Below are 24,544 nucleotides of genomic sequence, written 5' to 3' on the forward strand. Positions count from 1 at the left end.
CAACTCTGCGACTCAGGAAACATAACCATGCCGAAGATCCGAACGCTGGTGCTGCTCGGTCTGTCCATGCTGGTGGCCCCCACCTACGCGGCAGCACAAGCGCCACCCGACCCCGATTACGTGCGGCGACCGCTCTTTGAAACGTATGCCGACTTCCGCGACGCACTCGATGCGGCGACCGGCATTGGCGACGCCGCGACGCGCACCGCCGCCGTCGATGTCCTCTGGCAAGACCTCACCAATGCGGGTCAGACGCCTTTTGCCGTGGGCAACCGGGTGGCGTTTCTGTATCGCGGTGCCGCTACCAGCGTCGGCTGGCGTGGTGACTTCAACCGCTGGGGAGTAGCGGCCGGTGTTAAGCTGGGTCAGTCCGATGTGTGGATTCATGAAGCGACTTTTCCCTCCGACGCGCGCACCGACTACAAAGTCTTTTTAAACGGGTCCAACTGGGTTCTCGATCCGGCGAACCCGCTTCAGATGTGGGGCGGCTTCGGTCCCAATTCTGAGCTGCGGATGCCCTCGTATGAGTATCCCCAGGAAACGATCCGCAAAGCGGGCGTTGCGCGGGGCACGCTCACCCCCCCGATCCGATTCGCCAGCCAAAACCTCGGCAACGCACTGAATTATCGGGTCTATACCCCAGCGGGTTACGAGCTCGGCGAACTCGCCAACCTGCCCACGGTGTACGTTACCGATGGTCACGAGTACGCCGCCGACCACTTGGGCAGCATGGCGGCTGTCATGGATAACCTGATCGCCGAGGGGACTTTAGCACCGGCCATCGCCGTCTTTATCGATCCGCGTGACCCCGCAACGGGACAGAATCTCCGTGCGGAGCTGTACTTGGCTAACGCGGAGTTCGCCGACTTCGTTGCCGACGAGCTAATGCCGACCATCGATGCCGCCTTCCGCACCGACGCCCGGCGCGAAGCCCGGACCATCCTGGGCACCTCGTACGGCGGCTTCTTCTCGGCATATTTCGGCGCATACCGGAGCGATGCCGTGCGGAATCTCGCGCTGCAATCGCCGGCGTTGTCGCTTCCTTTGATCGATGTCTACGCCAATTATCCGCTGCAGGGGCAGAACATCGTGATGACCGGCGGCACCTTCGGAGACGACACCAATCCCAACGCTTTGGCCGACGCCCTCACCGCAGCAGGCTACGACTTCAGCTACGAAAAGGTGAACGACGGGCACTCGTGGGGAGCATGGCGGGCTCAGCTCGATAGCGTGCTGCTCAAGACCGTCGGCCCTCCGATCCCCGAACCATCAACCGCCGCGCTCGGCATGTCGTCCTTAGGGCTGGTCTCGCTGAGCGGCTTGCTGCTCGGCCGTGGACACGCTGTGCGTGACTGAACCTACGTGTCGCGCGCCGACCGACTAGGGGGCTGTCACACGTGCCCAGTACGGACGGTAGCGATCGGCACGCGTGCGGGCGTCTTCCAGCAGCACCTCGATCGAGGGTTCCACGCGTTCACCGCGTGGGACAAGGCTGCGACCGTTCCAGTCGATCTCAAGCGGCTCCGCAAAGTTCACCAGCTCGGGCGAGAGCCACACGGTCAGCTTTTCCGTCTTGCCGAGAATGCTCAGCTTGTTGCCGCCGTACTTGCGAGCGCGGAGTTTGGCGGCTCGCACGCCACGCGCCGGTGGCCAAGCGGCAGGAGCGACCATCGACTTTTCGTTCAGGCCTTCCACCTCGATCCACCAGAAGTAGTTGTCCCACGGGCGAAGCGTCGCGACCTCGAACTCCTCGGGCGGAGCGCCGCGCTGCTTGCGCCCCATCCAGTCGAACGCCTGCTGCAAGTCATCGCTGAGCGGGTCATATCCCCGACCGCGGTACTCAACGACCGTGGCATCGAACCGGGGTCGTAAATAGCGGTCAAGCTCTCGCGCGTTGATCTTGAGCTTATTGCCATCGAGCTCTCCCATCACCACCCGCCAAGCAACGTGCTCGGCGTTCTGCCAGTACCAGCCGCAATACCGATCAGCACGCGCGAGAAACGGCAACACGCCGGCCCACGCATCCGGGTGTGCCAGCGCAATATCCCAGGCCGCGTCACCACCATCGCCATGGCCCGTCAGATAGACTCGGTCCGGATCGATCGCGACGCGCCGCATTGCTTCCCTCAGCGAACGGAGCACCGCCGCGTGGTCTTCCGCCGAGTACTCGTAACGGCGCTGATCGGGACGAGCCCAATCGATCGCAATCGTGATATAGCCACGACGCGTGGCCTGTCCAACCCGTCCGGCTCCGGGGCGATCAGCCCCCGCCCAGAAATCGAGTTGCCGTTCGGGGGCCACGCCAATAGCACCGAGCGTGACGATCGTCGGATACGCGCGAAGCGGATCGTACTCGGGCGGAAGCTGCACTACCGCGCGCACGATGCGCCCAGCGACATCCGTTTGCAGCTCGTGCTGACCGCGAACAGGGGCAACTACGGGGTCAGCGACAGGAGCGTCGGGCAGCGACGGAGCAGCCCCCTCGGCGGAATCGGCAGCGGCCACGAGCGGCAGCGGAGGCTCCATGCGACGCAGCAGATCGGCGATCCGCTCGGGTGTCGCCGCTTGTGATTCCAACAAACCAGTGAGCGCGGCGTCGCGGGCCGCGGCGTCGTCATCGCCCAGATAGATTCGGACTTGGTCGCGAACGCGCACCAACTGCAAAGCGAGCGGCAACTGGGTAACGGCGTTGTTGCTGCCCAGCAACCAACCGCTAATCGCCACCGCTGAGAGTTCCTCTGCCGAGAGGGTATCGCCCGAGACCAGTCGGCGAAACGTCGTGAGTCGGCTGGCTGTGGCAGGAGTAAGTCGCGCTGCAATCTCGTTGACAATTCGGTCAGCCACCGCCCGTGCCGACGGCTCCGTGAGGCGTTTGGCTGTTTCGCGCAGACTTTGCAGCGCCTGCTCGCGTTGCTCGCGCTGCGTGTCGATTTCGTCGAGCAACTCGCGAACCGCCCGCAGGGTCTCACCCGGCACCCCCTCAGCGGGGAAGCTTTCAAGCAAAGTGGCAGCGAGTTGGTACTGGCCCGCATCGCGTCGCAGCCGAATCTCATCGAGCAGGCGCTGGGCCGATAGCCGCCGCAGGGTGCGGATCTCGTCGGCAAAATTCACGCCCGTAGCGGTCGGACGATTCGCGAAATCACGCTGCACCGCTTCGAGCTCGCGTCTTGAATCGCGGTACCGCTCCGCTTGTAAATAAAGGCGCACCACTTGCAGTCGCGCGTCAAGATCATCGCGCGGAACGGCATTCTGCAGGATCCGCTCCAACGTGTCGCGCGGGATGCTGCTGGTGGCGAGCCGTTGATCCCAAACGTAAGTGCGCGGGTCCGCACGCAAACCTTGCACGCGTGTGTAAACCGGCGTTACCTCGGTCACGCCTTGAACCACGGCGATCGGGCCGTCGGCAGTCAATGTTTCAAAGATTCGCCGGCCATACTCATTGAAGGGGGTCACGCGCGTTGCGGCACCGATCGATCCGAGCGAGAAACCGCGCTCCGCGACGTTCTGCCAATCCTTCAAGCGGATACGGATGCTCGGTTCGGCCGACTCGTCGAGCACTTCACGGACGCTGCTCTTGTGCAGATAGATCCTGCGCAGGCCGTCATCGATAACCACGATCGGCGTGAGCGCAACACCGCCCGCCGAGGGATCAGGTGCAAGCGGGTCTTCGGCGACACCCCCCACCTGACCAAGTTCCCCAGTAAGCGTCCGCCCGTCTTTCAAAAGGAGGGTCACCGCGGGAGCACTGGCGGCCCCCCCGAGGGCCAGCGAAATCACTAACCCGATGAAAATCACTGCCGCCGAGCGCCGCACCGCGAATAACGACGTAGAGTTTAGATGGGCCATCGCGGCTTCACGGTACGGGAGAGAGTCTGCCCACAATTGTTGGTCAGCGGCGGCGGGGGTCAAACCGTCAAGCCGACCGATCTGTGTGGATAGGCGTCAGCAGAGTACCTGCCGGGAAGGTTCCACCGATCGTCGCGACTATAGGGCGCCGGCGGGTTCTTGTGCGCCTCTCACGATCTTTGCGGGGAGTCGAAGCTATGAGCGAGCAACGGGCAGCCAGCTCGGCCGCGGCCGACTTAGCGGCCGATTCCGCGGCCGATTCGGTCATCGCCACGACCGGGCGTTTGGCGTGGGCCACTTCGGCCTTTGCCTTCTCGGTTGGCGGTACACGCTTTGTTTCTCCCCAAGGAGAAGCGCTCGACGCCATTCTGGGGATCGTGGTCGGAGGCGGGGCGGCCTATCTGGCACTCGCGCTACACCGTGTACCGCGGGCGGTCGTCGGTGCAGCGCGGATCGCGCTCGTGGCGGGGATTGCTAACGGCCTGATGCTTCCTGTTGTGGTCGTGGCGTGCGTCGGTGGCATGGACTCGGCCCAGTGGCTCGGAGTCGGGGCCAGCGATTCGCAGCGCATCCTGGTGGCGAGCGGCGGGATGCTGATCGTGCTGGTCGCGGTTGCGACACCATGGTGCTTTTACTGGGCGCTGCGGTCGCGCTACGCCCGCCGATGGTTTGCCGGCGCGGGTCACCTGCCAGCGGGCCTGTGGGCTGCCGACACCTAGGCATCGCAGCGCGGTGGCACGGGGGGCTGGTCTCTAACGCGGGGGGCGGCTGGGGCAGGCGCGGCGAAACGAGTAGGGTGAATGCACGATGCGCCGTACGGACGGCGTTGCAGCCCCCCGCTCCATGGACGACACCGCGCCCCGCGATGAAGGACTTTACCCGCGAAAGCCTGCTCCACGACCCGGTCCACGGCTACGTGCCATTTGTCTCACGTGTGCCAGCCGGCGAAACCAGCGAACGCACGCTGCTGGACCACCCCTGGCTGCAACGGCTGCGGCAGATCCACCAGCTGCAAACCGCCTGGTGGGTTTACCCCTCGGCCGAGCACACCCGCTTCCAGCACGTTGTGGGTGCCATGCACATGGCCAGTCGCGCGGTGGCGACACTCTATGAAAGCCTGCACGAGGTCTGTCGCGGAGAGTTGCCCAGCCGCCACGCCGTGGACTGCCTGTGCCGCATGGCGGCCCTGCTGCACGACGTCGGCCACGGCCCCTTCGGGCACTTCTTCGACGCTCACTACCTGAAGCCCCACTACGGTCTGACGCACGAGACACTCGGGGCCCACATCCTGCAAGAAGAGCTGGGCGATCTACTGCGCGGCGTGCGCGAATGCCCCGCCGGACGCATGGCCGATGGCGAAACGATCGATCCGCAGCACATCGCGATGCTCATCCAACGCCCCCGACAAGATGACGCGGAGGCGTGGCCCCGGTGGCTCGTGTTGCTACGCAGTCTGTTCTGCGGCCTGTACACGGTCGACAACCTCGACTTTGTGCTGCGCGACGCGTACATGACCGGCTACAGCGAACGGGCCTACGACCTCGAACGCTTGCTGCGGTACAGCTTCTACAGCGAGCGCGGGCTCACGATCCACCAAAAGGGGGTTGGCGCGCTCATCAAGTTCATGCAAACCAAGAGCGAACTCTTCCGCGCTGTGTACTTTCATCGCACGGTGCGGGCGATCGATAAAACACTCGAAGGGCTTTTTCGCGACAGCCGCGAGCGGCTCTTTCCGGGCAACCCGCTAGAGCACTTGGCCGCCTATCGGCAGTTTACTGAGTGGTCGCTGCTGATCGACGTCTCGCGTTGGTCGGCCTCGGAAGATCCGGGGACACGCGTGCTGGGCGAACGCTGGGATCTGCTCTTAGGCCGACAGGTCGATTGGATTGCGGTCGAGGACCGCAACCTAACCTACCGTGCAGGCGAATCAGAGCAAGCGAGCCTGTTCAGCGATGCGGCGTTGCTCGAGAGCGCACTCCGCGGACGACTGCCCGCCAACCTGCGGGAGATCGAGATGCAGATCGATCTGCCGCGGCACATCTATCGTCCCGACGCGTTGGCGGCCACCAGCGGGCAGAACTTTCAGTTCAAGCCCTCCACCGGCAAGGTGTATCCGCTCACCGACGATCAGCTGTTCGCGCAGCTGCCGGTTGCGCACCGCGCGTGTCGCGTGTATCTGCGGAAGGATCACTCCCCCGACCAGGCGGCGGCGATCGGGGCGGCACTCGACGCGATCGGCGGCAGCCGCAGCGAAGATGATCTCACGAACATGTGAGTTGGGGGCAGCGGGCAGCTGGCAGACGGCTAGAAAACACGCGCTCCCCGATTCAGACGCGGTAGCCGTTACGACACATGCTTGCTTTGGTGAGCTATCTCACCCACCGCGTTAGGGATCGCACGTCCTGCTGCGACACATCGTCGCAAGAAGCCTAGCGCGTCTCGGGATCGCGCGCGGGGTGGGGTAGAATCACCACTTCGTGACGCGGCAATCGGGCCGCGCGGCACCGCGAATCTCTTGCTGAGGCAATCTTAAAGATGAAACGACGCCCGCTCGACCTGCGCACCCTGGACGACGTGCGCGATGAGATCATCCGCTTGCGCGACCACGGCTATACGGCCCGCGGCAAGTGGAACCTCGCACAGATCTGCGCCCACGTGAGCGAGACGATCCGGATCGGCATCGATGGCGACGAGCCGCGGCTCCCCTGGATCCTGCGCAAGATCTTTGGCGTGGTCTTTAAGATCGTGCTGCGGACTCGCACGATGATGAGCGGCGCGCCGACTGTCCCACGGCTTACGCCCCCCGAACTGCCGACCGACGATCCGGCGGTTATCGATCGGTGCCTAGCAACGCTGGCCGAGGCGCGCGACTTTGCGGGTCCCCTGCCCCCCTATCCGCTGATGGACGGCATCACGCTGGCTAAGTGGAAAGACCTGATGGTCATCCACGCGCAACATCACTTGCGGTTTCTCGAGCCGCAGCGCTCAGCGCAGGCTTAACGCAGCGACGGATTCGATTCCTGCCGCGCGTCGCCACGCTGCCGATGTCGGCCCCAGGCCGCGGAGTTGCTCTAGTTCGGGCACGGTGTGGGGATCCCTCAAGCGAGGAGTTCCTCAACCACGTGCGCCTTCTCAACGCCCGTGAGCCGCTGATCAAGGCCGCGGGCGGGAAAAACAAGACGCTCGTTATCAAAACCCAGCAAGCGGAGCAGCGTGGCGTGCAGATCGCGCACCTGCACGGGAGCCGTTATCGGCCCATAACCCACCGGATCGGTCTCGCCGTGCGAGTAGCCCGCTTTCACACCGCCGCCGGCCATCCAGAGCGTGAACGCCTTGGCGTGATGATCACGTCCCAGGAAGGGATTGGCCTTGCCCCCCCGATTCTCCGCCATGGGGGTTCGGCCAAACTCGCCCGCCCAGACAACGAGCGTTTCATCAAGGAGGCCGCGGCGTTCAAGATCCTCAAGCAGCGCCGCGATCGGCTGATCGATCTCACGCGTCTTCTTGGCAAATCCTCCGCCCAGGTCGGTCGTGTCGCTCGTGCCGTGCATGTCCCAGCCCCAGTCAAAGAGCTGCACGAATCGTACGCCGCGCTCAACAAGTCGGCGTGCCAACAGGCAGTTGTTCGCAAAGCTCTCGGCCCCGGGCTCGGCGTTGTACAACGCGAGCGTCTGGGCGGTTTCTTCGGAAAGGTTCATCGCGGTGGTGGCTTCGAGCTGCATGCGGCAGGCCATCTCGTATTGGGCGATACGCGTCACCGTCTCAGGGTCCCCCATTTCGGCGTGGGTTTCTTGGTTCACCCGATTGATGGCCTCGACCACGCGCCGGCGCAGCGTGGCGTCGATGCCGTCGGGGTTCGAGAGGAACAGGACCGGGTCTCCCTCGCTGCGACACTGCACGCCCTGGTAGACACTCGGCAAGAAACCGCTCCCCCAGCCGGCTTGGCCCACACTGGGGTTCTTGCCGCCCGAGAGCAGCACGATAAACCCGGGCAGGTTTTGGTTCTCGCTCCCCAGGCCGTACGTGGTCCACGAACCGAACGAAGCCCCTCCGCCACGCGGCGAACCGGTATGCACCAACAGCTGCGCCGGGGCGTGGTTGAACTGATCGGTCTGCATGGTGTGGACAAAACAGAGCCGATCGATCACCCGCTCAAGGTGAGGCAAGCGATCGCTGATCCAGCGGCCGGTTTCGCCCACCTGATGGAACGGGTAATTGGGTCCGAGCAGCTTGGGCACGCCGCGGATGAAAGCGAAACGCTCGCCCGCGATCAGCGACGCGGGGCACGGTTGCCCGTCGAGCCGCGCCAGCTCAGGCTTGTAATCGAACAGCTCAAACTGGCTCGGCGCGCCGGCCATGTGGAGGAAGATCACGCGCTTCGCACGCGGGGAAAAATGCGGTGCCCGCGGGGCCCAAGGATTGGTGGGGTCGACCTGGATCGCACCAGCAGACGACGCGGCCGCCGGCAGCGACAATCCCTCGGCCGCGAGCCAGCAAGCCCCCAGACCCGCAACCCCTTGCTTGAGGAAGTGGCGCCGGGTCGCGAGGGAGCGTGATTCGCTGAGCTGATGCTGCCAGAGATTCATGATTTTCACTTGGTGAGGGCGGCGTCCAGATTCAGCAGCGTGCTCGCAACGATTGTCATCGCAAACCGCTCCGGCGGATCACTCTCAGGCCGGGGATCGCGTGCGTCGGCCGCTACCAACGCCGCGCTATGCAGGCTGAGCAGCTCACGCAGTGCGGCAGTGGTCGGCACCGTGCTTGTGGTCTGCGTGTAACCCCAGGCGACCCGCTCTTCTAGCGATGCGTCGTGCTCGAGCATCCGCGTCGCGAAGCCTTCTGCCAATTCGACGTAGGCCGGATCGTTCATCGTCACCAGCGCCTGCAGCGGCGTGTTGGTCCGGTCACGTTTCGCTGCACACTGCTCGCGGCTGGGCATGTCGAAGGCCATGAGGCTTGGGTATCCGGCCGTCCGCTTCCAGTAGACGTAGATCGCCCGACGGAAGCGTGCTTCATCGTCCGCGGCTTGCCAGCGGGCGGTGCTGTGTACCGAGTTCCAGACGCCCTCGGGCTGGTAGGGCATCACCGGCGGACCAAACGCTTTCGGATTAAAGCGACCCGAAAGAACGAGCGCTTGGTCACGCACCATCTCGGCCGTGAGCCGTGTGCGTGGTCCGCGGGCGAGCCATCGGTTGGACGGATCAAGAGCGAGCGTCGCAGGGGTCGCACGGGCATCGCGCCCGTAGGCGCGGGTCAGCGTCAACTCGCGGAGCAACTGCTTGAGGCTCCATTTCCATGTGCTGGAGAAACGAACCGCCAAGTGATCGAGCACTTGCGGATGGGTGGGGGTTTCGCCGGTCGAGCCGAAATCATCCACCGTCGCTACGATCCCCGTTCCCATCAACTCACGCCACACGCGGTTGACGAAGACGCGCGCAGTGAGCGGTTGCTCGGGCGAGGTGAGCCAGCGGGCTAGCATTAACCGATCCCGCACCGGCTGGTCGTCGTGCCGCAGCGCCGCGGGAACATCGGCTTCCAGCGGCGCACCGGGCGAAAGCCAATTGCCGCGTTCCATGAGCCGCGTCGGCCGACGCAGTCTTTCGGGCAACTCGGCCATGATAGGGGTCGAGACGCTCGCGATGGCCTTGCGCTGTTGACGCAGTTCGTGCTCTTGGAGACGATCCGCGGCGAACGCCTCGTCGCGGATCAACTCGGTCCAGCGCGTGTCGCTTGAGAACGCGGCGCGGAGCCGACGAATCAACAACGCGTCCTGACCGTCGGTCGCCTTGTCGTGCTTAAAACGGAAGCGAAGACGGTCCCCCGCCGCGAGGGTGACCGCCCGATCGAGAACGAACACCGCCCACCGGGGCTGACGCTGCTTGGTATAAACGCTCCAGCCACCCGGATTATCTTCGAGCGACTCGTCGGCTGCGATGAAGGGATCCGCCTCGTCAGCGAAACCCGCGACAAAGAAGACCTGCTCTTCAACAGGCGGCTCACCCTCAGCCGCGGGGCTCCGCTCGATCGTTAGCTCAAGCTTCGAGAGCACGAATCCCATCTGCGGCAGGATCGCCGCCGTCGCGGGATCAAGGGGCAGCGCCTCCAAACGCAACGCGGTCACGGTCAGGGGAGTCGCGGCAGCGGTGGCAGCATAGATCGATCGATCGGTCAATGTGCCGACCGCAACGATCTCGTTTCCACCTGCCGGTGGGAGCGCCAGCGCGGCAGATTCAATAGGGTCCACCGCGCGGACCTCAAGCGTGGTTTCACCGGTAGATTCGGCATGGTCGAAGGTCACGCCGCGCCATTGCTGGAGTTCACTGGCGAGCGGGCTGATCCGTTGAAACAACCGCTCGAGTGTGGCACTACGCTCGCGATCGAGCCGCTGCGCCTCTTCGTACCGGCTCGGATCGAGCGGCGCTTGTACGGTGGGCCATTCCTCGCGTAGATCGACGTCGGCCGTGGAATTGAACAAATCGAACAGCCGATAGTAATCCGCTTGGGTGATCGGATCGTAGGGATGGTCGTGGCACCGTGCGCAGCCCACGGTAAGTCCTAAAAGAGCTTGGCCCGTGGTATCGACGCGGTCCACGACCGCGATGATGCGAAACTCTTCATCATCGGTCCCGCCTTCGATATTGGTTGGGGCGTTGCGATGGAAGGTCGTGGCGAGCAGGTCTTCCATCGTCGGTTCGGGCAACCGATCGCCGGCGAGTTGCCGAACGAGGAACTCGTCGAGCGGCTGATCGCGGTTGAAGGCGCGGATCACCGCGTCGCGATAAGGCCAGGCGTCGCGATGGGGGTCACGCTCGTAGCCAATCGTGTCGGCGTAACGCGCCAGATCGAGCCACACCGCTGCCCAGCGTTCGCCGAAGTGGGGCGAGGCGAGCAATTCGTCGACAATCTGTTCACGCAGCGGGGGCGTCAGCCCCGCCGTAATCGACGCGCGGTGGGCCGCGGTGGGCGGAAGCCCAACAAGATCAAAAGACACTCGCCGCAGCCACTCCTCAGCGGGTGCCGGCCCTCCGGGCGTGAGACCGGCAGACGCCGCTTGGGTATCGATCATTCGATCGATGAACTGGCGATCGCTATCGGCAGTAGCGGGACCAAGCGGATCCACGGGCACCTGGAACGACCACGGGTCGCTCCAAGGTGCGCCCGCATCGATCCACGCGCGGAGCGTCTCCACTTCTTCCGGCGTAAGCCGCGGTCCGTGCTCGGCGGGGGGCATCCGCAGATCGTCGTCGGGTTCTTTGATGCGCTCCATCAGCACCGACTCAGCGGCGTTGCCCGGCAGGATCGAGGGGTCGCCCGAATCGGTGGTGGCGAGCGCTTGCTCGCGCGTGATAAACGAAAGGCTCCCCTGCTGTCTCACGCCGCCATGACAAGCCAAACAACTCTTGACAAAAATCGGCCGGACGCTGGCATTGAAATCCACCGCCCACACTGGCTGCGCGATCAACAGGCAAACCACCAAAGGCAGGCGCTGTCGTGCGATCGATAGAGAAGAAAAGAGTGCTCGGGAGGGCATCCTCCTAGCTTAACCATTCCCGGGTCGAGAAGTACCCAACACGGGCGAAAAGCGACCCTTACGGCCCGGCGTGTCACTTTCTGGAGCGCGGGCGCCGCCGTGTAAGGGCCAGCGAGCCCGGCAGGGCCGCTGCAACCGTTGCGAGCCCCCCCACTGTCGCTGAGGCCCGACTCAGCCAGCCCAGAGAGTCTTCCTGAGCCTCTACCTCGCGATCGTCCAGCCGAGCCCCCGCGGGGGGGACCGTACCAGCCGGCTCGACCGGATCGCTGGCGTTATGCAGCTCGGCAGGAAGCTCGCGCCCGCCAGCCGGAGACGCTTCGCGTCCGTCGAGCGGTGTCAACAAGACGGTCCGTGTCCACGGTTCCAGCGCGAACGCCAGATCGATCGCCATCAGGCGCTGCGAAGCGACCGCTTCTTGCTGCCAGGCGGCGTGGGAGACGGGCTCGGGGGCGTCTAGTAAAGCGCCCAGATCGATCAATCCCGCTTGTAGCGCAGCACCCTCGGTCAGCACGTCACTGCTGGGAACAGCCTCTACCGCAGCCGTTGGGTCGATAGCGTCGCTTGTCGTTGACGGTAAGTCGGTGACTTCGTCGGCAGACGCCGCCTTGGCGGACAGGAGGATCAGTCGGGGAATCTCCTCCGCTGTGGAACCGCTGGCGGGCCTCAGCCAAGCGGCCGTCGGCTGCGTCACGTCGGCTTCGTCGCGGAAACTTTCGTCCGCAATCTTTTGGTCCACGACCAACAACAATCGGTCGGCAGACTTCGCCGCTGCGTCGGCGATCACCTTCTCTGAGGCAAGGTCGGAGGGATTGCCGGGCGATGACTTGGCTTGGATCGGGTAACGCCCCTGCTCGACGCTGACGCCTTGCGATCCGGAAGCGTCAGATCCCGTGACGAAACCGTTGTCACTCTCTTGCTTCGTGTCGTACCCCGAGGTGCCTTGGTCAAAAAGGGGGTCGGTCGTCGCGGTGTCGTACCACGCAATGCCGTCGTCATAAGCAGCGGGATCGGTCCCGCTGAGTACTAGCGACCAGACCTCGTCTCCTCGTGCTTCGAGTTGCTCGGCAATCAGACCGAGCCGGAAGCGCGAATCCTCACCCGTAGACGATCGGTAGTCCGTCGCGCGCATCGCTTCGCTCGCAACCGCAAAGGGCCGGAACGCCGTCGAGGCTTCCGTGCGATACGCATCTCCGATGGCATTGGCAATCAGGTGCTCAATGCTTGGTGACGACAGCTCGATACGTTCTCGCACCGACGGCGGCAACGCCACGGGAGCGACCCCCGCCGCCTCGTACGGCGACGTTTGGCGGACCGTGAGCGTGAGGTCCAGGCCCGGCGACAAGAACAGGCTGATCTCGCCGTGCAAGGCAGCGTCGTGGTCGCGGGCGTCCAAGCCGTTCCCAAGGGCCTGAAAGGCGTTCGAGAAGGCTCCCGTGGTAGAGAAATCGTTACCGACAAGCCCACCGGTGATCGAAACGCCTCCCGCTCCTTGCGCAGGGGCCAGGATATCAACGCTGTCGGCAAGGGCCCGATCAACCAAGGAAGTTGAGCCCCAGGAATCGCTCACGCCCGGATCGATCGCCAGCGCGCTGGCGGAGAGCAAGTCGCGTGCTTCGCAGCGTTCCAGCCCGAGCCGGGTGACGCTTCGTCGCTGAGGTGATCGTGAACTGGCCATGGTAGTAGGTCTCTTCGGTGCTGGGCCCGAACTATTGGCGTACGACTTCGGTAGCGGACTGTGTCAGCACCGAACGGCGCAGGGTTTCAGCGCGTGCCGCCTCGTCCAAGCGACCCAAACGGCTGAGCACCTGGGCGTGGTTGGCATAATGCAACGCAAGGAGTGTCGGCGCGCCTTGCGGCAGCGAGGCCAAGCGCCGCTTCTCGATCCGTACTGATTGGCCAAACGCGTCCGCGGCTTCGTCCAGCCGACCTCGGTCGCGCAGCGCAACTCCCCGATTGTTCCACAACGCGGACCGCTGTCGCAGGTGGCGTGTGTCGGTCGGAAAGTCTTCCGCGAGGCCTTTCAGATGCTCGTCAGCCCGATCGAACCAACCGTCCGAACGACTTTCCTCGCCGCGGCGTGCGAGCACGAGCGCTAGGTTCGCCTCGGCAACGGCCAACTCACTCCTGTGCCGAGGAATCATCGGCGCACGATCGACGAGACGCGCGAGTTCATGGACGGCCGATTCATAGGCAACCGCGGCCGCTTGAAGGTCGGCCCGATCCGCGGCCAGCGCGGCCCGGTTGCTGTAGGCCATTGCCAAGTCCGCTCGATAAGGATCCAGCTCCGGACGTTGGGCGACCAACTCGCGGAGCAGATTCACGGCGCGCGAGGCGGATCGCCGCGCCGCAGCGGGGTCAGAGGATCGAAGCACTTCGCTGAGCGTGCTGTGCGTAACCGCCAGACGGCGTGTCATCCGTGCGTCGGCCCCCGTCTTGGCAACCGCATCGGAGACCATGTTAATCGCCTCAAGGAGCAACTCTTGGGCACGGTCGGGCTCATCTCCGGCGAGCATCGATGCCTTCGCGATCAGCGTGGCTGCCAGCTGGTCGGTTCGTTCGACGGTCGTGCCGCCGGTTGCGAGCAGCGCTCGGCTGACGGTGATCGCTTCGTCAAACGCCACAAGTGCCGCAGTGGTCTCGCCACGCGATGCGAGCAGGTTCGCACGGTTGGCTGCCGCCAACGCCAGCCACGAACGTGCCGCATCGGTAGGATTGGCCTCACGCAGCTCGCTGATCGCTTGCTGATAAATCTTGAGCGCTTCATCGGTTTTTCCGAGACGCTCTGCCGCCGCCGCCGCTTTGATGCGGGTCTCTAGTACCGACTCTCGCAAACCGGGTTCGTGCTCGGCCTGATCAAGAAACGCTTGATAGTAACCGAGCGTGTCGCTCAGCAGCTCACGTCGCAGGGGCTCGCTACCGGGCAGCAACGCGAGACGGTCGCTGAGGGCCGCTCCGAAACGATCAACGACTTCTCTGGCCTGGGTGAAGCGTGTCTCGGCGCGGTCGGCTTGTCGCTGCGCCTCTTCCAATGCTAAAGCCGTACGTTGCTGCGCACGCCAAACACCGAGGGCCCCCGCAAGCGAGACCACCGCTACAACCAACGACGCTGCGGCGATCCCCGCTACCATCTTCCGGCGGCGCGTCAGCCAACGGCTCACTCGGCGGGTGAGACCCGCCGGACGAGCGATCGTCGGCAACCCTGCGAGAAAGCGGCGTAGGTCTTCCGCCATCGCTTCGGCATTGGGGTACCGCGTTGAGCGATCCTTTTCCATTGCCCGCAGAACAATGCTCTCAAGATCGGCCGGAATATGCGAATTGAGCCAGCGCGGACGTAACGGTTCAACGCGCTCGATCTGGTCTAGAACCGCTTGGCGATGCTCACCCCGGTGGGCGTGACGCAGTGTCAGCAGCTCGTACAGCGTGGCGCCCAGGCCATACACATCGGTTCGGCCATCGATCTGATCGGCCCGTCCGCGCGCCTGTTCGGGGCTCATGTAGCGGAGCGTGCCAACCAGGTCACCCGTGGCGGTAACTCCCAAGTCCGACTGGATGCGCGCCAAACCAAAGTCCGTGATCCACGCCTTACCGGCGGCGTCGAGCAGCAGGTTCGAGGGCTTCACATCGCGGTGTACCACCCCGTACTCGTGGGCGTGGTGCAGGGCGTCGGCGATGTCGGCACCCAAACGGGCGACTGCCTTAAAAAAGTCATCGGTACGATGCGACGGACCCAGCGAAGCTCCGGCCAGGGTAATCCCCACCGCCGTTGGGCTGCCCAACGGGTGCCCCGATGCGGGAGCGACACCGCGTGAAAGGCTGGTAGGACGGCTCGCTCTTTTGTCGGCCGCCAAAGCGTGGCTGGTCGAAAGGGTTTCGGCCAGGGAATCGGCTTGAGCGCTACCGCGCAGGGCGTCCAGCCGAAGCTCATCGATCGCCTGGGCGACCGACTGCCCTTCGATGTATTGCATGGCGTAATAGTGCACCCCACGATCCTGGCCGATCGCGAACACCGGCACGATGTGGGGATGATGCAACTGGGCCGCCGCCTGGGCTTCGTTGCGGAAGCGCGCGATCTGCCGTTGATCGAGCACCGCGGCAAAGGGCAGCACCTTGAGCGCCACGCGACGCCTGAGCGAGCGCTCTTCCGCTTCGTAGACAACGCCCATCCCGCCACGACCGATCTCGCCGCGAACCAGGTAGTCTCCGATCTGGCTGGGCTCTCCCGCTGGGGCGACGGGCCTGTCAGACGCGGCTTCTGCTTCGTGCGGGGGCACAGGTGCTGAAGGCGGAGCTAAGGGCGAATCGATCGTCGCGTCGCTGTCTTGCTCATCGGGTCGCGCCAGCCGGACTGCCCGATGAATCGTCTCGACCCCTTCCAGGCACTCGACAAGATCGGCTGCCAAGTCAGGATGCTCGGCGAGCACCTCGGCAGCGTGCGGGGCGCGGCCCGCTTCGAGCGCCGCAACATAGTGGTCCAAAACCTCAACGAGCCGCTGTTCACGCGACTCATCCGGCGCGGGCAGCGCTCCGCTGGACGCGTTAGCACCCAGGGCAAGGCCTGGCGAAGCATGAGGATCGGCAGCGCTCATTCTTCCCCTCGTTCGGCATACAGCGTACGCAGGCGGCGCACGCCCCTCAGCCAGAGCATGCGGACGGCACCGGCGGTGCGTCCCATGCGGTCGCCGATCTCTTGAAAGTCGAGCCCTTCTTGATGCCGCAGACGGAGTACCTCGCGGTAGTCGTCCGGCAGGGTGTCGAGCAATTCGGTCAGCGTGCGCGCGTTCTCGCGGCGCTCAAAGCAGGCCGACGGGGTTTCCCCACCGTGCGGCAACTGGGGCGCTTGACCGCCGGAAGACCAATCTCCTTTCGCCCCCGTGCGGTCGAGCGAGACCTCGCGGCGGATGTCACGCTTAGCGGCTTTGACGTGCAACTCGATCGCCCGCAGCAAGTTGTTCATGAGGATCCGGCGGATCCAGCCCAAGAACTCCTCGGGCGAGGCACCGCGGAAAGCGGGAAAATCGCGATGCGCCTCGAAAAAGGTTTCCTGCACCACATCGGACGAGCTGACCCGGGCTCGGAGCCGATCGTCCAGTTGCGCGCTGACGACGAGCTTCAAATAGTCCGCGTGGAGCTGCATCAATCGGCCCAACGACCCCTCGGAGCCCTCGCGGGCTCGGGCTAGCAGTTGGGTTGGGAGGGATTCAGAGGGGCTGAGCATCGTGACAATCTCCAGCGGGACTAGGCCGATTTCCAGCATAGTCGTCACACGGATTTTTCGCTCTGCGTGGCGATCGGCTAGGGATCACTTATCGCCAAGACCTTGCTAGCAATGGCTTTACGGCCGCCACCTGCGGTAGTATAGCGGCCCCGACGGGGACCGTTTTTACCTTGCTTCGCGTCAATCTGCTTCTGGAGAGTTTGCCCATGCTTCGCTTCTTGCCCCTTCCCCCTTTGGCCTTTCTTTTGCTTACGGTGGGCTTAATCAGCGTCTCGCATGCTAGCGACGCCGATCACACCACCGCCGAGGCCCTGCATCCGATCGCCGAGACCGCTGCGTCTAAACTCACCGACGTTAACGAACCCTTCGTGATGACGGTGCAGTTCTTTGTGAAGCCTGATTGCGTGGAAGGCTTCCTCGCCGCGATGAAGGAACCTCTGCTGGAAACCGTCAAGGAAACCGGCAACCGGGCCTACGAGTTGAGCCAAAACCCGCTCGATGAAACGCAATTCCTGCTGTACGAGAAGTGGGCCCATGTCGAGGCGCTCAACCGTCACTTGAATCAACCCTATCTCGCCAAGCTAGGTGCCGCGCTGGGCGATTTGCTGACGGTCGATCCGGTGATCAACCATTACACGCCGATTGAATAGCCGCTCTGCGGTTTGAGACAAATAGAGCCAGACTTCCGCATGCCTGAAGGCCACACGATTCACCGGGTTGCAAAGGACCACGGCTCTGCGTTGGTCGGTGATAAGTTGGTCGCCACGAGTCCGCAGGGACGCTTCGCAGAGGGTGCCCGCGAGCTCTCGGGACGCACCCTCGAAAAGATCGACGCCGTAGGCAAGCATCTGCTCTACCACTGGCGTGGACCGCGGCGGACTTGGGGGCCAATCTTGCACGTCCATCTCGGGCTGTACGGCAAGTTCCGTTTGCATCGCTTGGAGGCCCCGTCAGGTAGCCCGACAGGACCCCGGTCGGTGCCCGAGCCGCGTGGCGCCGTACGGTTACGGCTGGTTGGCCCCCGGGCGGCGTTTGATCTGAACGGGCCCACCTGTTGCGAGCTGATCGACGAGGCGCAGCACACGGCGCTGCTGGAACGCCTGGGCCCCGATCCGCTGCGCAAAGACGCCGATCCCGAGCGTGCCTGGAACCGCATCAGCAAGAGTCGCACGGGCATCGGCGCGCTGCTGATGAACCAATCGGTCATCGCGGGGGTGGGCAACATATATCGGTGCGAAGTGCTGCACCTAGAAGGCATCCACCCCGATCGGCCCGGCAAGGAGCTGCTCCGCTGCGAGTTCGATGCGATCTGGGAGCGATTGGTGGAACTCATGCGGATCGGGGTGCGCCACAACCGAATCATCATCAGCGATCCGGCCGACATAGGAAAACCACGTGGGCGGATGACGCGCGACGAACGTCTGCGGATCTATAAAAAATCCGCCTGCCCCGGCTGCGGCGGAGCGATCGCCGAGTGGCAGATCGCCGGACGCAAGGTGTTTGCCTGCCAGAGCTGTCAGTCATGAGCGCTGCAACGGCCCCGGGGAACGATCCGGACAAGCTTGCCGAGCAGCTAGAAGTCGCGATGCTTGCGCTGTTAGCACACCGCGGCGTAGGAAAGACGATTTGCCCCTCCGAAGCGGCCCGCCGAGTGCAGCCCGACGACTGGCGCCCGTTAATGGACCTGACCCGCACGGTAGCCTGTCAGCTGATCGACCAGGGCCGACTTGTGGCCACCCAACGTGGGATTGCGGTTGATCTGGTTAACGTCCACGGGCCGATCCGTTTACGGCTTCCCGTGCCATAACGGGGGTTGCGCTCCTTGGTGGCCTCGGCAGGTCTCTCTCTAATAGGTGGCAACGTGCCCGTGACCCTCGCCCCCGCCGATGCGCTCGCTTCGTTCCACGAGCCTACCCGCACCTGGTTCGCCGAGGCGTTTGCCGAGCCGACGCGTGCCCAACAGATGGCGTGGCCGGCGATTGCCTCGGGCGAGAGCACGTTGCTGCTGGCTCCCACGGGTTCGGGAAAAACGCTGGCGGCTTTCCTTGCGTCGCTCGATCGATTGATGTTCGCTCCGCGACCCGCGGAGAAGAACGAGGGCGTGCGTGTCCTCTACATCTCGCCGCTCAAAGCGCTCGGCGTTGATATCGATCGCAATCTACGAGCACCGCTGGCGGGCATGCGAGCCACGGCCGGCAGGCTCAACTTTCCGCGTCAAGAAATGGAGGTCGCCGTCCGCACGGGCGACACCGACCCGCGTGAGCGGACGCGCATGGTGCGTCATCCGCCCGAGGTGCTCATCACCACGCCCGAATCGCTCTACCTGATGCTCACGAGTAAGGCGCGCGACATTCTCACAAGCGTCGAGACAGTGATCCTCGACGAGATCCATGTGATGGTCCCCACCAAGCGGGGCGTCCATTTATTCTTGACGCTCGAACGGCTCGAACGCTTGCGGCGGCAGCGGGCCGCGCAGACGGAACAACCTTACACGCCGCTGCAGCGCGTCGGCCTCTCGGCGACGCAGCGACCGCTGGACGAGATCGCCCGACTGCTCGGCGGAGCCGAGGCGTCCGCCGCCCCGGACGAGCCGGTCCGCCCGCGCCCCGTCCGGATCGTTGATGCGAGCGAGCCCAAACGGTTACAGATCCGCGTTGAGATGCCAGTCGAGGACCTTGCGCGGCAGCAGACGCCGACGCACACGTCGCTCGGTGGCAGCCTGGGCGTAGCCGACGACAAGTTGCCCCGCCTGGCCGCCGATGCGGACGAATTTACTCGGCCAAGGGAGAATCCTTTTGCCCCCCCACCGGGCGCGGGCGTGCCCGGGCTCAATGGTGCCCCGCAACAGGCCGGCAACACCGCGAAGGGGCCCTCGGCACCAAGCCTCTGGCCCGCTTTGCATCCGCGGCTGCTGGAGCTGATCCGTCAGCACCGCTCGACGATGATCTTCGTCAACAGCCGCCGCCTTGCCGAGCGGCTCGCGGCGGCGATCAACGAACTGGCCGCCGAAGAAGCGGCGGCCCAAGAGCCTCACGAAGCACGACCAACCGAGCCCGTCGAGATCTGCCTAGCGCATCACGGCAGCGTCTCGAAAGACACACGGGCAGCGATCGAAGATCGGCTCAAACGGGGCGTGCTGCCGGCGATTGTCGCGACGAGTTCGCTCGAACTCGGGATCGACATGGGAGCCGTCGATCTCGTGATCCAGATCGAAGCCCCGCCGTCGATCGCGTCGGGCGTGCAACGCATCGGCCGCAGCGGACGCGGCGTGAACCTGCTGTCCAACGGCGTGATCTTTCCCAAGTACCGGGGCGATCTGCTGGCGTGCGCCGGTGCCACCGGACGGATGCTGACCGGCCATGTCGAAGAGACCTATTATCCGCGCAACCCGCTCGATCTGCTCGCGCAGCAGATTGTGGCGCTCGTCGCGGAGGGGCCGATCGGTGTTGATGAGCTGTACGCCACTTTCCGCGGAGCGGCACCGTACGCCGATCTGCCGCGCGGCTCGTTCGAGGGGGTGCTCGACCTCCTCTCGGGCAGGTATCCGAGCGACGAATTCGCCGAATTACGGCCCCGGCTGACGTGGGATCGGCTCTCGGGGGTCGTCTCGCCGCGTAAAGGAACGCAGCGGCTAGCGGTGCTCAACGGTGGAACAATCCCCGATCGCGGGCTGTACGGCGTGTTCCTGGTGGGCGATGGCCCCGAGGGGGCCGGCGGCAGTCGCGTCGGCGAACTCGACGAAGAAATGGTGTTCGAAACCCACACGGGCGATGTCTTCCTACTGGGTGCCAGCAGCTGGCGCGTGCTGGAAATCACCAAAGACAAAGTCCTCGTCGCCCCGGCACCGGGCGAGCCGGGCAAGATGCCCTTCTGGCGCGGCGACGGTCCGGGCCGACCGCTCGAATTCGGCAAGGCGATCGGCGAGCTGGCCCGCGAGCTAACCCGCAGCGACGAGGCCGAGGCCACGGAGCGGCTTACGCAGCGTCACGCCCTAGACGATCAGGCCGCCGACACGCTGCTGCGTTACCTGCGTGATCAAGCAGAAGCCACCGGCGAGCCGCCCAGCGATCGCACCGTGATCGTCGAGTCGTTTCTCGACGAGATCGGCGACTGGCGCGTGTGTGTGCTCTCGCCGCTGGGCTCGCGTGTCCACGCGCCATGGGCCCTGGCCGTTGCGTCGCGGCTGCGTGAGGAGGAACTCGGCGAGGTCGATTACAGCTGGACTGACGACGGCATCGTCTTCCGTTTGCCCGAGTCGCCCGCCCCGCCAGCGGTCGAACTGTTCGTGCCCCGCTCGGACGAGGTCGAAGAGCGCGTCACCTCGCAGCTCGGTTCGACGGCGATGTTCGCGGCGCGGTTCCGCGAGAACGCCGCCCGTGCGTTGCTGCTGCCCAAGCGCCAACCGGGTCGCCGATCGCCCCTGTGGATGCAACGCCGCAAAGCCGCCGACCTGCTGGCCGTGGCCGCACGGTACCCCAGCTTTCCGATTCTGCTGGAAACCTATCGCGAATGCCTGCGCGACGTGTTTGACCTGCCGGGACTCGTGACGGTGCTCCGCGGCATTGAGCAGCGGTCGATCCGTGTCGAGGCGGTCGTCGCGCAGCAGGCGTCCCCCTTCGCGGCCTCGCTGCTGTTCAACTACATCGGCAACTTCATCTACGAGGGCGACGCCCCGCTGGCCGAGCGCCGTGCGCAGGCGCTCACGCTCGATCACGCGCAACTACGCGAACTGCTGGGTGGTGCCGAGCTGCGCGAATTGCTCGACGGCGAGGTGATCGACACGCTCGGACTCGAGCTCCAGAAGCTCGCGGATCCCTACACAAAAGACGCGGACGGCGTGCACGATCTGTTGCTCTCGCTCGGTGACCTGACCGAAGAGGAGGTGGCCGCCCGCTGCGACCCGGTTGCCGCCCCACGTGCAGAGGTCGCCCGCTGGCTGCACGAACTGAGCGACGGCCGCCGGGCGATCGCGGTGCGCGTGGCTGGCGAGACACGCTACGCCGCGGCAGAAGACGCCGCCCGACTGCGCGACGCGCTGGGAGTGAACCCCCCCGCGGGACTGCCCACCGCGTTCCTTGAATCCGTTGCCGATCCGCTGGGCGATCTGATCTCGCGCTACGCGCGGACGCACGGGCCCTTCGTGGCCCTCGACGCCGCGCGACGGTTCGGCCTTGGCGAAGCGCCCGTGCGGGCAGCGCTCCAGCGGCTTGGCGATGCGGGGCGTGTGGTCGAAGGGGAGTTCCTTCCGGGCCGACGCGGCCGCGAGTGGTGCGACGCCGGCGTGCTGCGAACCATCAAACGGCGCTCGCTCGCGCGGCTCCGCAGCGCGGTCGAGGCGGCCCCTGCCGAGGCCTACGCCCGCTTCTTGCCGGTGTGGCAAGGCGTTGCGCAACCGCGGCGAGGGCTGGACGGCGTGCTCGACGCGGTCGAGCTGCTGCAAGGCGCACCGCTGCCGATGAGCGCCCTCGAAAGCGAGATCCTGCCCACACGGGTGCAGGACTATCGTCCTGGCCTGCTCGACGAGTTGTTCCACGCCGGCGAGATCCTCTGGCAAGGCATCGATAGCCTTGGCACGACCGACGGGCGGATCGCGCTCTATCTGGCCGACTCGTTCGGGCATTTGGGGCGGATGACCAGCACCAATCTTCTCCCCCGGCTCGCATCGGGGGCGCGCAGCGGTTCGCTGGAAGGTCGTGAGCCTCTCGCGCAAAGCGAGGGTGGATTCGCCGTCAGCAGCGACGAAGCCGATCCGCTTGTCGCCCAGCTGCGTGCGCTGTTCGCTGAGCGTGGCGCGCTCTTCTTTGATGAAGTGGTCCGCTCGACCCGCGCGTTCGCCAACGATGTGCTCGCCGCGCTGTGGCGACTCGTATGGCAAGGGGAAGTGACCAACGACACGCTTGCTCCGCTGCGGTCGCTCGTGGCGACCGCCGGCGGCGAGGCGCGACGCACCGTCGGAGCCGCCACCCGGCGCGGTCGCCACGCTTTCCGTTCACGCCGCGCAACGCGGCTGCCCGGTTCCGAAGGGCGATGGTCACTCCTCGCACAGAACGAGCTCACGGCGCGCACGCCAACCGAGCGGCTGATGGCCCTCGCGCAGCAGCTCGTGCAGCGACACGGCATACTCACCCGCGATCAGATCGCGCGCGAACAGGTCGAGGGGGGCTTCTCGGCCATCTACCCGGTGCTCAAGGCGATGGAAGAGTCGGGCAAATTGCGGCGAGGCTACTTTGTCGAGGGGCAAGGTGCTGCGCAGTTTGCCGCAGCGGGAGCCGACGAGCTGTTGCGTGCCAAGCCGCGCGACGCGGACCAGGAACCCGCTACCTACGTGCTCGCGGCGACCGATCCGGCAAGCCCCTTTGGGGCCGCCCTGCCCTGGCCCGAACGCCCGGGCGATACCGACACGGGCCGCCCGCAGCGTGCCGCCGGTGCGCTGGTGATCATTTCCGACGGCGCGGCGCTGGGCTTCTTGAGCCGCACCGGCACGGCGCTCACCACGTTTCTTTCGCCCGACGAACCGCTCCACACGCAGCAGGCACAGCGTCTTGCGCGAGCGCTGGCGGAGCGGGCCGCGCGGCGGAGTGTGCTGCTGGAGAAGGTTGACGGCACCAGCGCAACCGGTGGGCCGCTGGCGGGCATCTTCGCCAAGGCCGGCTTCACCGCCACGACCAAGGGACTGCTGTGCCGCAGCGACTTCATGGCGGGAAGACCGGCACCCCGCCGACGCTGAGCGGCTGGGCGCTCGGCCGGTGACGTGCGTAAATAGGTTTGCCGCGTCGGCAACCGCCGCGTTACGCCCCACCCCCAATTCGTACGCCCATGCCCGAAGGCGACACGCTCTATCGCGTTGCGACGCTGCTCGGCCCCGTGCTGCGCGGGCAGACGATTCTCGATGCGTCCAGCAGCCCTGCGGAGGCGGCGGGCGAGACGCCGGCCCCCTCTCCGAGTAACCCCTCAGCGCCGCCGACGTTTGCCTGGAGCGATCGCACAGGCACATGGAACGATCGTACCGGCCTGACGATCGACGCCGCGTCGCTCATCGGTCGGCGCGTAACCGAGGTCGCGCCGCGCGGAAAGCACCTGCTCATCACGCTGGACGACGAGCGGGTGATCCATTCGCACCTGGGCATGACCGGCTCGTGGCACGCCTACCCGCGCGACGAGGCGTGGCGCAAGCCGGCTCGCCAGGCGTCGCTCGCGCTGTGGACCGCCGAGCACGCCGCGGTGCTGTTTCTGCCGAAGCAGCTCGCGCTGATGTCGGCCCGACAGTTGCAACGCGACACGCATCTCCAGCGGCTGGGACCGGACCTGATGCGCCCCGCCGACGAGCTGCGCTCGATCCTGCCCCGCCTGCGCGTACACAACGCCACCCCGATCGGCGAGGCGGTCATGAACCAAACGATCGCCGCGGGCATCGGCAACGTCTACAAGAGCGAGACGCTGTTCCTGGCGCGGCTGTGGCCGTGGACACCCGTCGGCGCGCTGAGCGACACGGTGCTGCTGGACTACTTGCAACTAACGCGACAGTGGATGTGGCGCAACCGGGGCCGCGGCCCGCGCGTCACACGGTGGGCGGCCGACGGACGCCGGCACTGGGTGTACGGCCGCGGCGGTCAGCCCTGCTTCGAGTGCGGCCAGACGATCGAAGTGCGGCGTCAGGGAGACGCGGGTCGCACCACGTACTGGTGCCGGCGGTGCCAGGCACCCGGCAGTGAGGCCCCCCGCAGTCAGTCAGCGCAAGCGGGCCAATAGCAGAGCGCGGTAGATGTTAGGTCGGCAATGCCCGCGCCCAACTTCTGCCTGCACTTCGTTCAGCGGGGGGAGGATTGAAGCGCGGTCCCGCTCAATGCCGGGCGTCTTGCCCGCCGTTAGCTGAGAAACCAGCACCCCAATAATCACCCACGACCCCTAGCCGGGTCTTCACACGATCTTCACAATCGCCCCGTATAGTGGCC

At 65.3% G+C, this 24,544-nt stretch carries 15 protein-coding genes; 9 read left to right on the top strand and 6 right to left on the bottom strand.

Going from position 1 to position 24,544, the window contains the following annotated elements:
* Positions 1 to 27 precede the first annotated feature (27 nt).
* Positions 28 to 1,356, top strand: a complete 1,329-nt coding sequence (locus Pla111_RS11135) for an alpha/beta hydrolase (protein WP_197524963.1) — start codon at positions 28 to 30, stop codon at positions 1,354 to 1,356.
* A gap of 24 nt (positions 1,357 to 1,380) precedes the next feature.
* On the opposite strand, the gene Pla111_RS11140 is transcribed toward Pla111_RS11135, so the two are convergent.
* Complete coding sequence (locus Pla111_RS11140) at positions 1,381 to 3,735, bottom strand: carboxylesterase family protein (protein WP_146574358.1); 2,355 nt, start codon at positions 3,733 to 3,735, stop codon at positions 1,381 to 1,383.
* A gap of 308 nt (positions 3,736 to 4,043) precedes the next feature.
* Between Pla111_RS11140 and Pla111_RS11145 the strand changes: the two genes are divergently transcribed.
* The 3 genes from Pla111_RS11145 to Pla111_RS11155 all read left to right on the top strand — a co-directional run bounded on the left by Pla111_RS11145 (position 4,044) and on the right by Pla111_RS11155 (position 6,846).
* Positions 4,044 to 4,565 (top strand): hypothetical protein, encoded by a 522-nt coding sequence (locus Pla111_RS11145; RefSeq protein ID WP_146574360.1) that lies wholly within the window; start codon positions 4,044 to 4,046, stop codon positions 4,563 to 4,565.
* Between the two features lie 146 nt (positions 4,566 to 4,711).
* Positions 4,712 to 6,121 carry an HD domain-containing protein gene (locus tag Pla111_RS11150; RefSeq protein ID WP_146574362.1) on the top strand — a complete coding sequence of 470 codons (1,410 nt, stop codon included), beginning with the start codon at positions 4,712 to 4,714 and terminating at the stop codon, positions 6,119 to 6,121.
* 260 nt (positions 6,122 to 6,381) lie between these two features.
* On the top strand, positions 6,382 to 6,846 hold the full coding sequence (locus Pla111_RS11155) for a DUF1569 domain-containing protein (protein WP_146574365.1): 465 nt from the start codon (positions 6,382 to 6,384) through the stop codon (positions 6,844 to 6,846).
* 98 nt (positions 6,847 to 6,944) lie between these two features.
* On the opposite strand, the gene Pla111_RS11160 is transcribed toward Pla111_RS11155, so the two are convergent.
* The 5 genes from Pla111_RS11160 to Pla111_RS11180 all read right to left on the bottom strand — a co-directional run bounded on the left by Pla111_RS11160 (position 6,945) and on the right by Pla111_RS11180 (position 16,592).
* The gene (locus Pla111_RS11160; protein ID WP_146574367.1) at positions 6,945 to 8,432 is read right to left on the bottom strand and encodes a DUF1501 domain-containing protein; all 1,488 of its coding nucleotides are present in this window, start codon (positions 8,430 to 8,432) and stop codon (positions 6,945 to 6,947) included.
* Between the two features lie 5 nt (positions 8,433 to 8,437).
* Positions 8,438 to 11,377: a PSD1 and planctomycete cytochrome C domain-containing protein gene (locus Pla111_RS11165; RefSeq protein WP_146574369.1), complete on the bottom strand. Its 2,940-nt coding sequence runs from the start codon at positions 11,375 to 11,377 to the stop codon at positions 8,438 to 8,440.
* Between the two features lie 73 nt (positions 11,378 to 11,450).
* On the bottom strand, positions 11,451 to 13,052 hold the full coding sequence (locus Pla111_RS11170; protein ID WP_146574371.1) for a hypothetical protein: 1,602 nt from the start codon (positions 13,050 to 13,052) through the stop codon (positions 11,451 to 11,453).
* 31 nt (positions 13,053 to 13,083) lie between these two features.
* Complete coding sequence (locus Pla111_RS11175) at positions 13,084 to 15,963, bottom strand: protein kinase domain-containing protein (protein WP_146574373.1); 2,880 nt, start codon at positions 15,961 to 15,963, stop codon at positions 13,084 to 13,086.
* Positions 15,960 to 16,592 (bottom strand): sigma-70 family RNA polymerase sigma factor, encoded by a 633-nt coding sequence (locus tag Pla111_RS11180; RefSeq protein ID WP_197524964.1) that lies wholly within the window; start codon positions 16,590 to 16,592, stop codon positions 15,960 to 15,962. Before Pla111_RS11180 ends, Pla111_RS11175 begins: the two co-directional genes overlap by 4 nt.
* Before the next feature lie 206 nt (positions 16,593 to 16,798).
* Here Pla111_RS11180 and Pla111_RS11185 point away from each other — a divergent pair, with 206 nt between their 5' ends.
* From Pla111_RS11185 to Pla111_RS11205, 5 genes are all read left to right on the top strand, one after another.
* Positions 16,799 to 17,242 carry a putative quinol monooxygenase gene (locus Pla111_RS11185; protein ID WP_146574377.1) on the top strand — a complete coding sequence of 148 codons (444 nt, stop codon included), beginning with the start codon at positions 16,799 to 16,801 and terminating at the stop codon, positions 17,240 to 17,242.
* A gap of 39 nt (positions 17,243 to 17,281) precedes the next feature.
* Positions 17,282 to 18,118 (top strand): Fpg/Nei family DNA glycosylase, encoded by an 837-nt coding sequence (locus tag Pla111_RS11190; protein WP_146574378.1) that lies wholly within the window; start codon positions 17,282 to 17,284, stop codon positions 18,116 to 18,118.
* Positions 18,115 to 18,399 (top strand): DUF3253 domain-containing protein, encoded by a 285-nt coding sequence (locus Pla111_RS11195; protein WP_146574380.1) that lies wholly within the window; start codon positions 18,115 to 18,117, stop codon positions 18,397 to 18,399. Before Pla111_RS11190 ends, Pla111_RS11195 begins: the two co-directional genes overlap by 4 nt.
* A gap of 60 nt (positions 18,400 to 18,459) precedes the next feature.
* Complete coding sequence (locus Pla111_RS11200; RefSeq protein ID WP_197524965.1) at positions 18,460 to 23,319, top strand: Lhr family helicase; 4,860 nt, start codon at positions 18,460 to 18,462, stop codon at positions 23,317 to 23,319.
* A gap of 89 nt (positions 23,320 to 23,408) precedes the next feature.
* Positions 23,409 to 24,341, top strand: a complete 933-nt coding sequence (locus Pla111_RS11205) for a DNA-formamidopyrimidine glycosylase family protein (RefSeq protein ID WP_146574382.1) — start codon at positions 23,409 to 23,411, stop codon at positions 24,339 to 24,341.
* Positions 24,342 to 24,544: the final 203 nt, after the last annotated feature.

Origin of the sequence: Botrimarina hoheduenensis (genome assembly GCF_007859815.1) — a bacterium.
Classification (GTDB): domain Bacteria; phylum Planctomycetota; class Planctomycetia; order Pirellulales; family Lacipirellulaceae; genus Botrimarina; species Botrimarina hoheduenensis.

Coding starts and splice junctions, on each gene's coding strand:
- Pla111_RS11135 (WP_197524963.1), top strand. CDS start 28: ATGCCGAAGATCCGAACGCTGGTGCTGCTCGGTCTGTCCATGCTGGTG.
- Pla111_RS11145 (WP_146574360.1), top strand. CDS start 4,044: ATGAGCGAGCAACGGGCAGCCAGCTCGGCCGCGGCCGACTTAGCGGCC.
- Pla111_RS11150 (WP_146574362.1), top strand. CDS start 4,712: ATGAAGGACTTTACCCGCGAAAGCCTGCTCCACGACCCGGTCCACGGC.
- Pla111_RS11155 (WP_146574365.1), top strand. CDS start 6,382: ATGAAACGACGCCCGCTCGACCTGCGCACCCTGGACGACGTGCGCGAT.
- Pla111_RS11160 (WP_146574367.1), bottom strand. CDS start 8,432: ATGAATCTCTGGCAGCATCAGCTCAGCGAATCACGCTCCCTCGCGACC.
- Pla111_RS11165 (WP_146574369.1), bottom strand. CDS start 11,377: ATGCCCTCCCGAGCACTCTTTTCTTCTCTATCGATCGCACGACAGCGC.
- Pla111_RS11170 (WP_146574371.1), bottom strand. CDS start 13,052: ATGGCCAGTTCACGATCACCTCAGCGACGAAGCGTCACCCGGCTCGGG.
- Pla111_RS11175 (WP_146574373.1), bottom strand. CDS start 15,963: ATGAGCGCTGCCGATCCTCATGCTTCGCCAGGCCTTGCCCTGGGTGCT.
- Pla111_RS11180 (WP_197524964.1), bottom strand. CDS start 16,592: ATGCTCAGCCCCTCTGAATCCCTCCCAACCCAACTGCTAGCCCGAGCC.
- Pla111_RS11185 (WP_146574377.1), top strand. CDS start 16,799: ATGCTTCGCTTCTTGCCCCTTCCCCCTTTGGCCTTTCTTTTGCTTACG.
- Pla111_RS11190 (WP_146574378.1), top strand. CDS start 17,282: ATGCCTGAAGGCCACACGATTCACCGGGTTGCAAAGGACCACGGCTCT.
- Pla111_RS11195 (WP_146574380.1), top strand. CDS start 18,115: ATGAGCGCTGCAACGGCCCCGGGGAACGATCCGGACAAGCTTGCCGAG.
- Pla111_RS11205 (WP_146574382.1), top strand. CDS start 23,409: ATGCCCGAAGGCGACACGCTCTATCGCGTTGCGACGCTGCTCGGCCCC.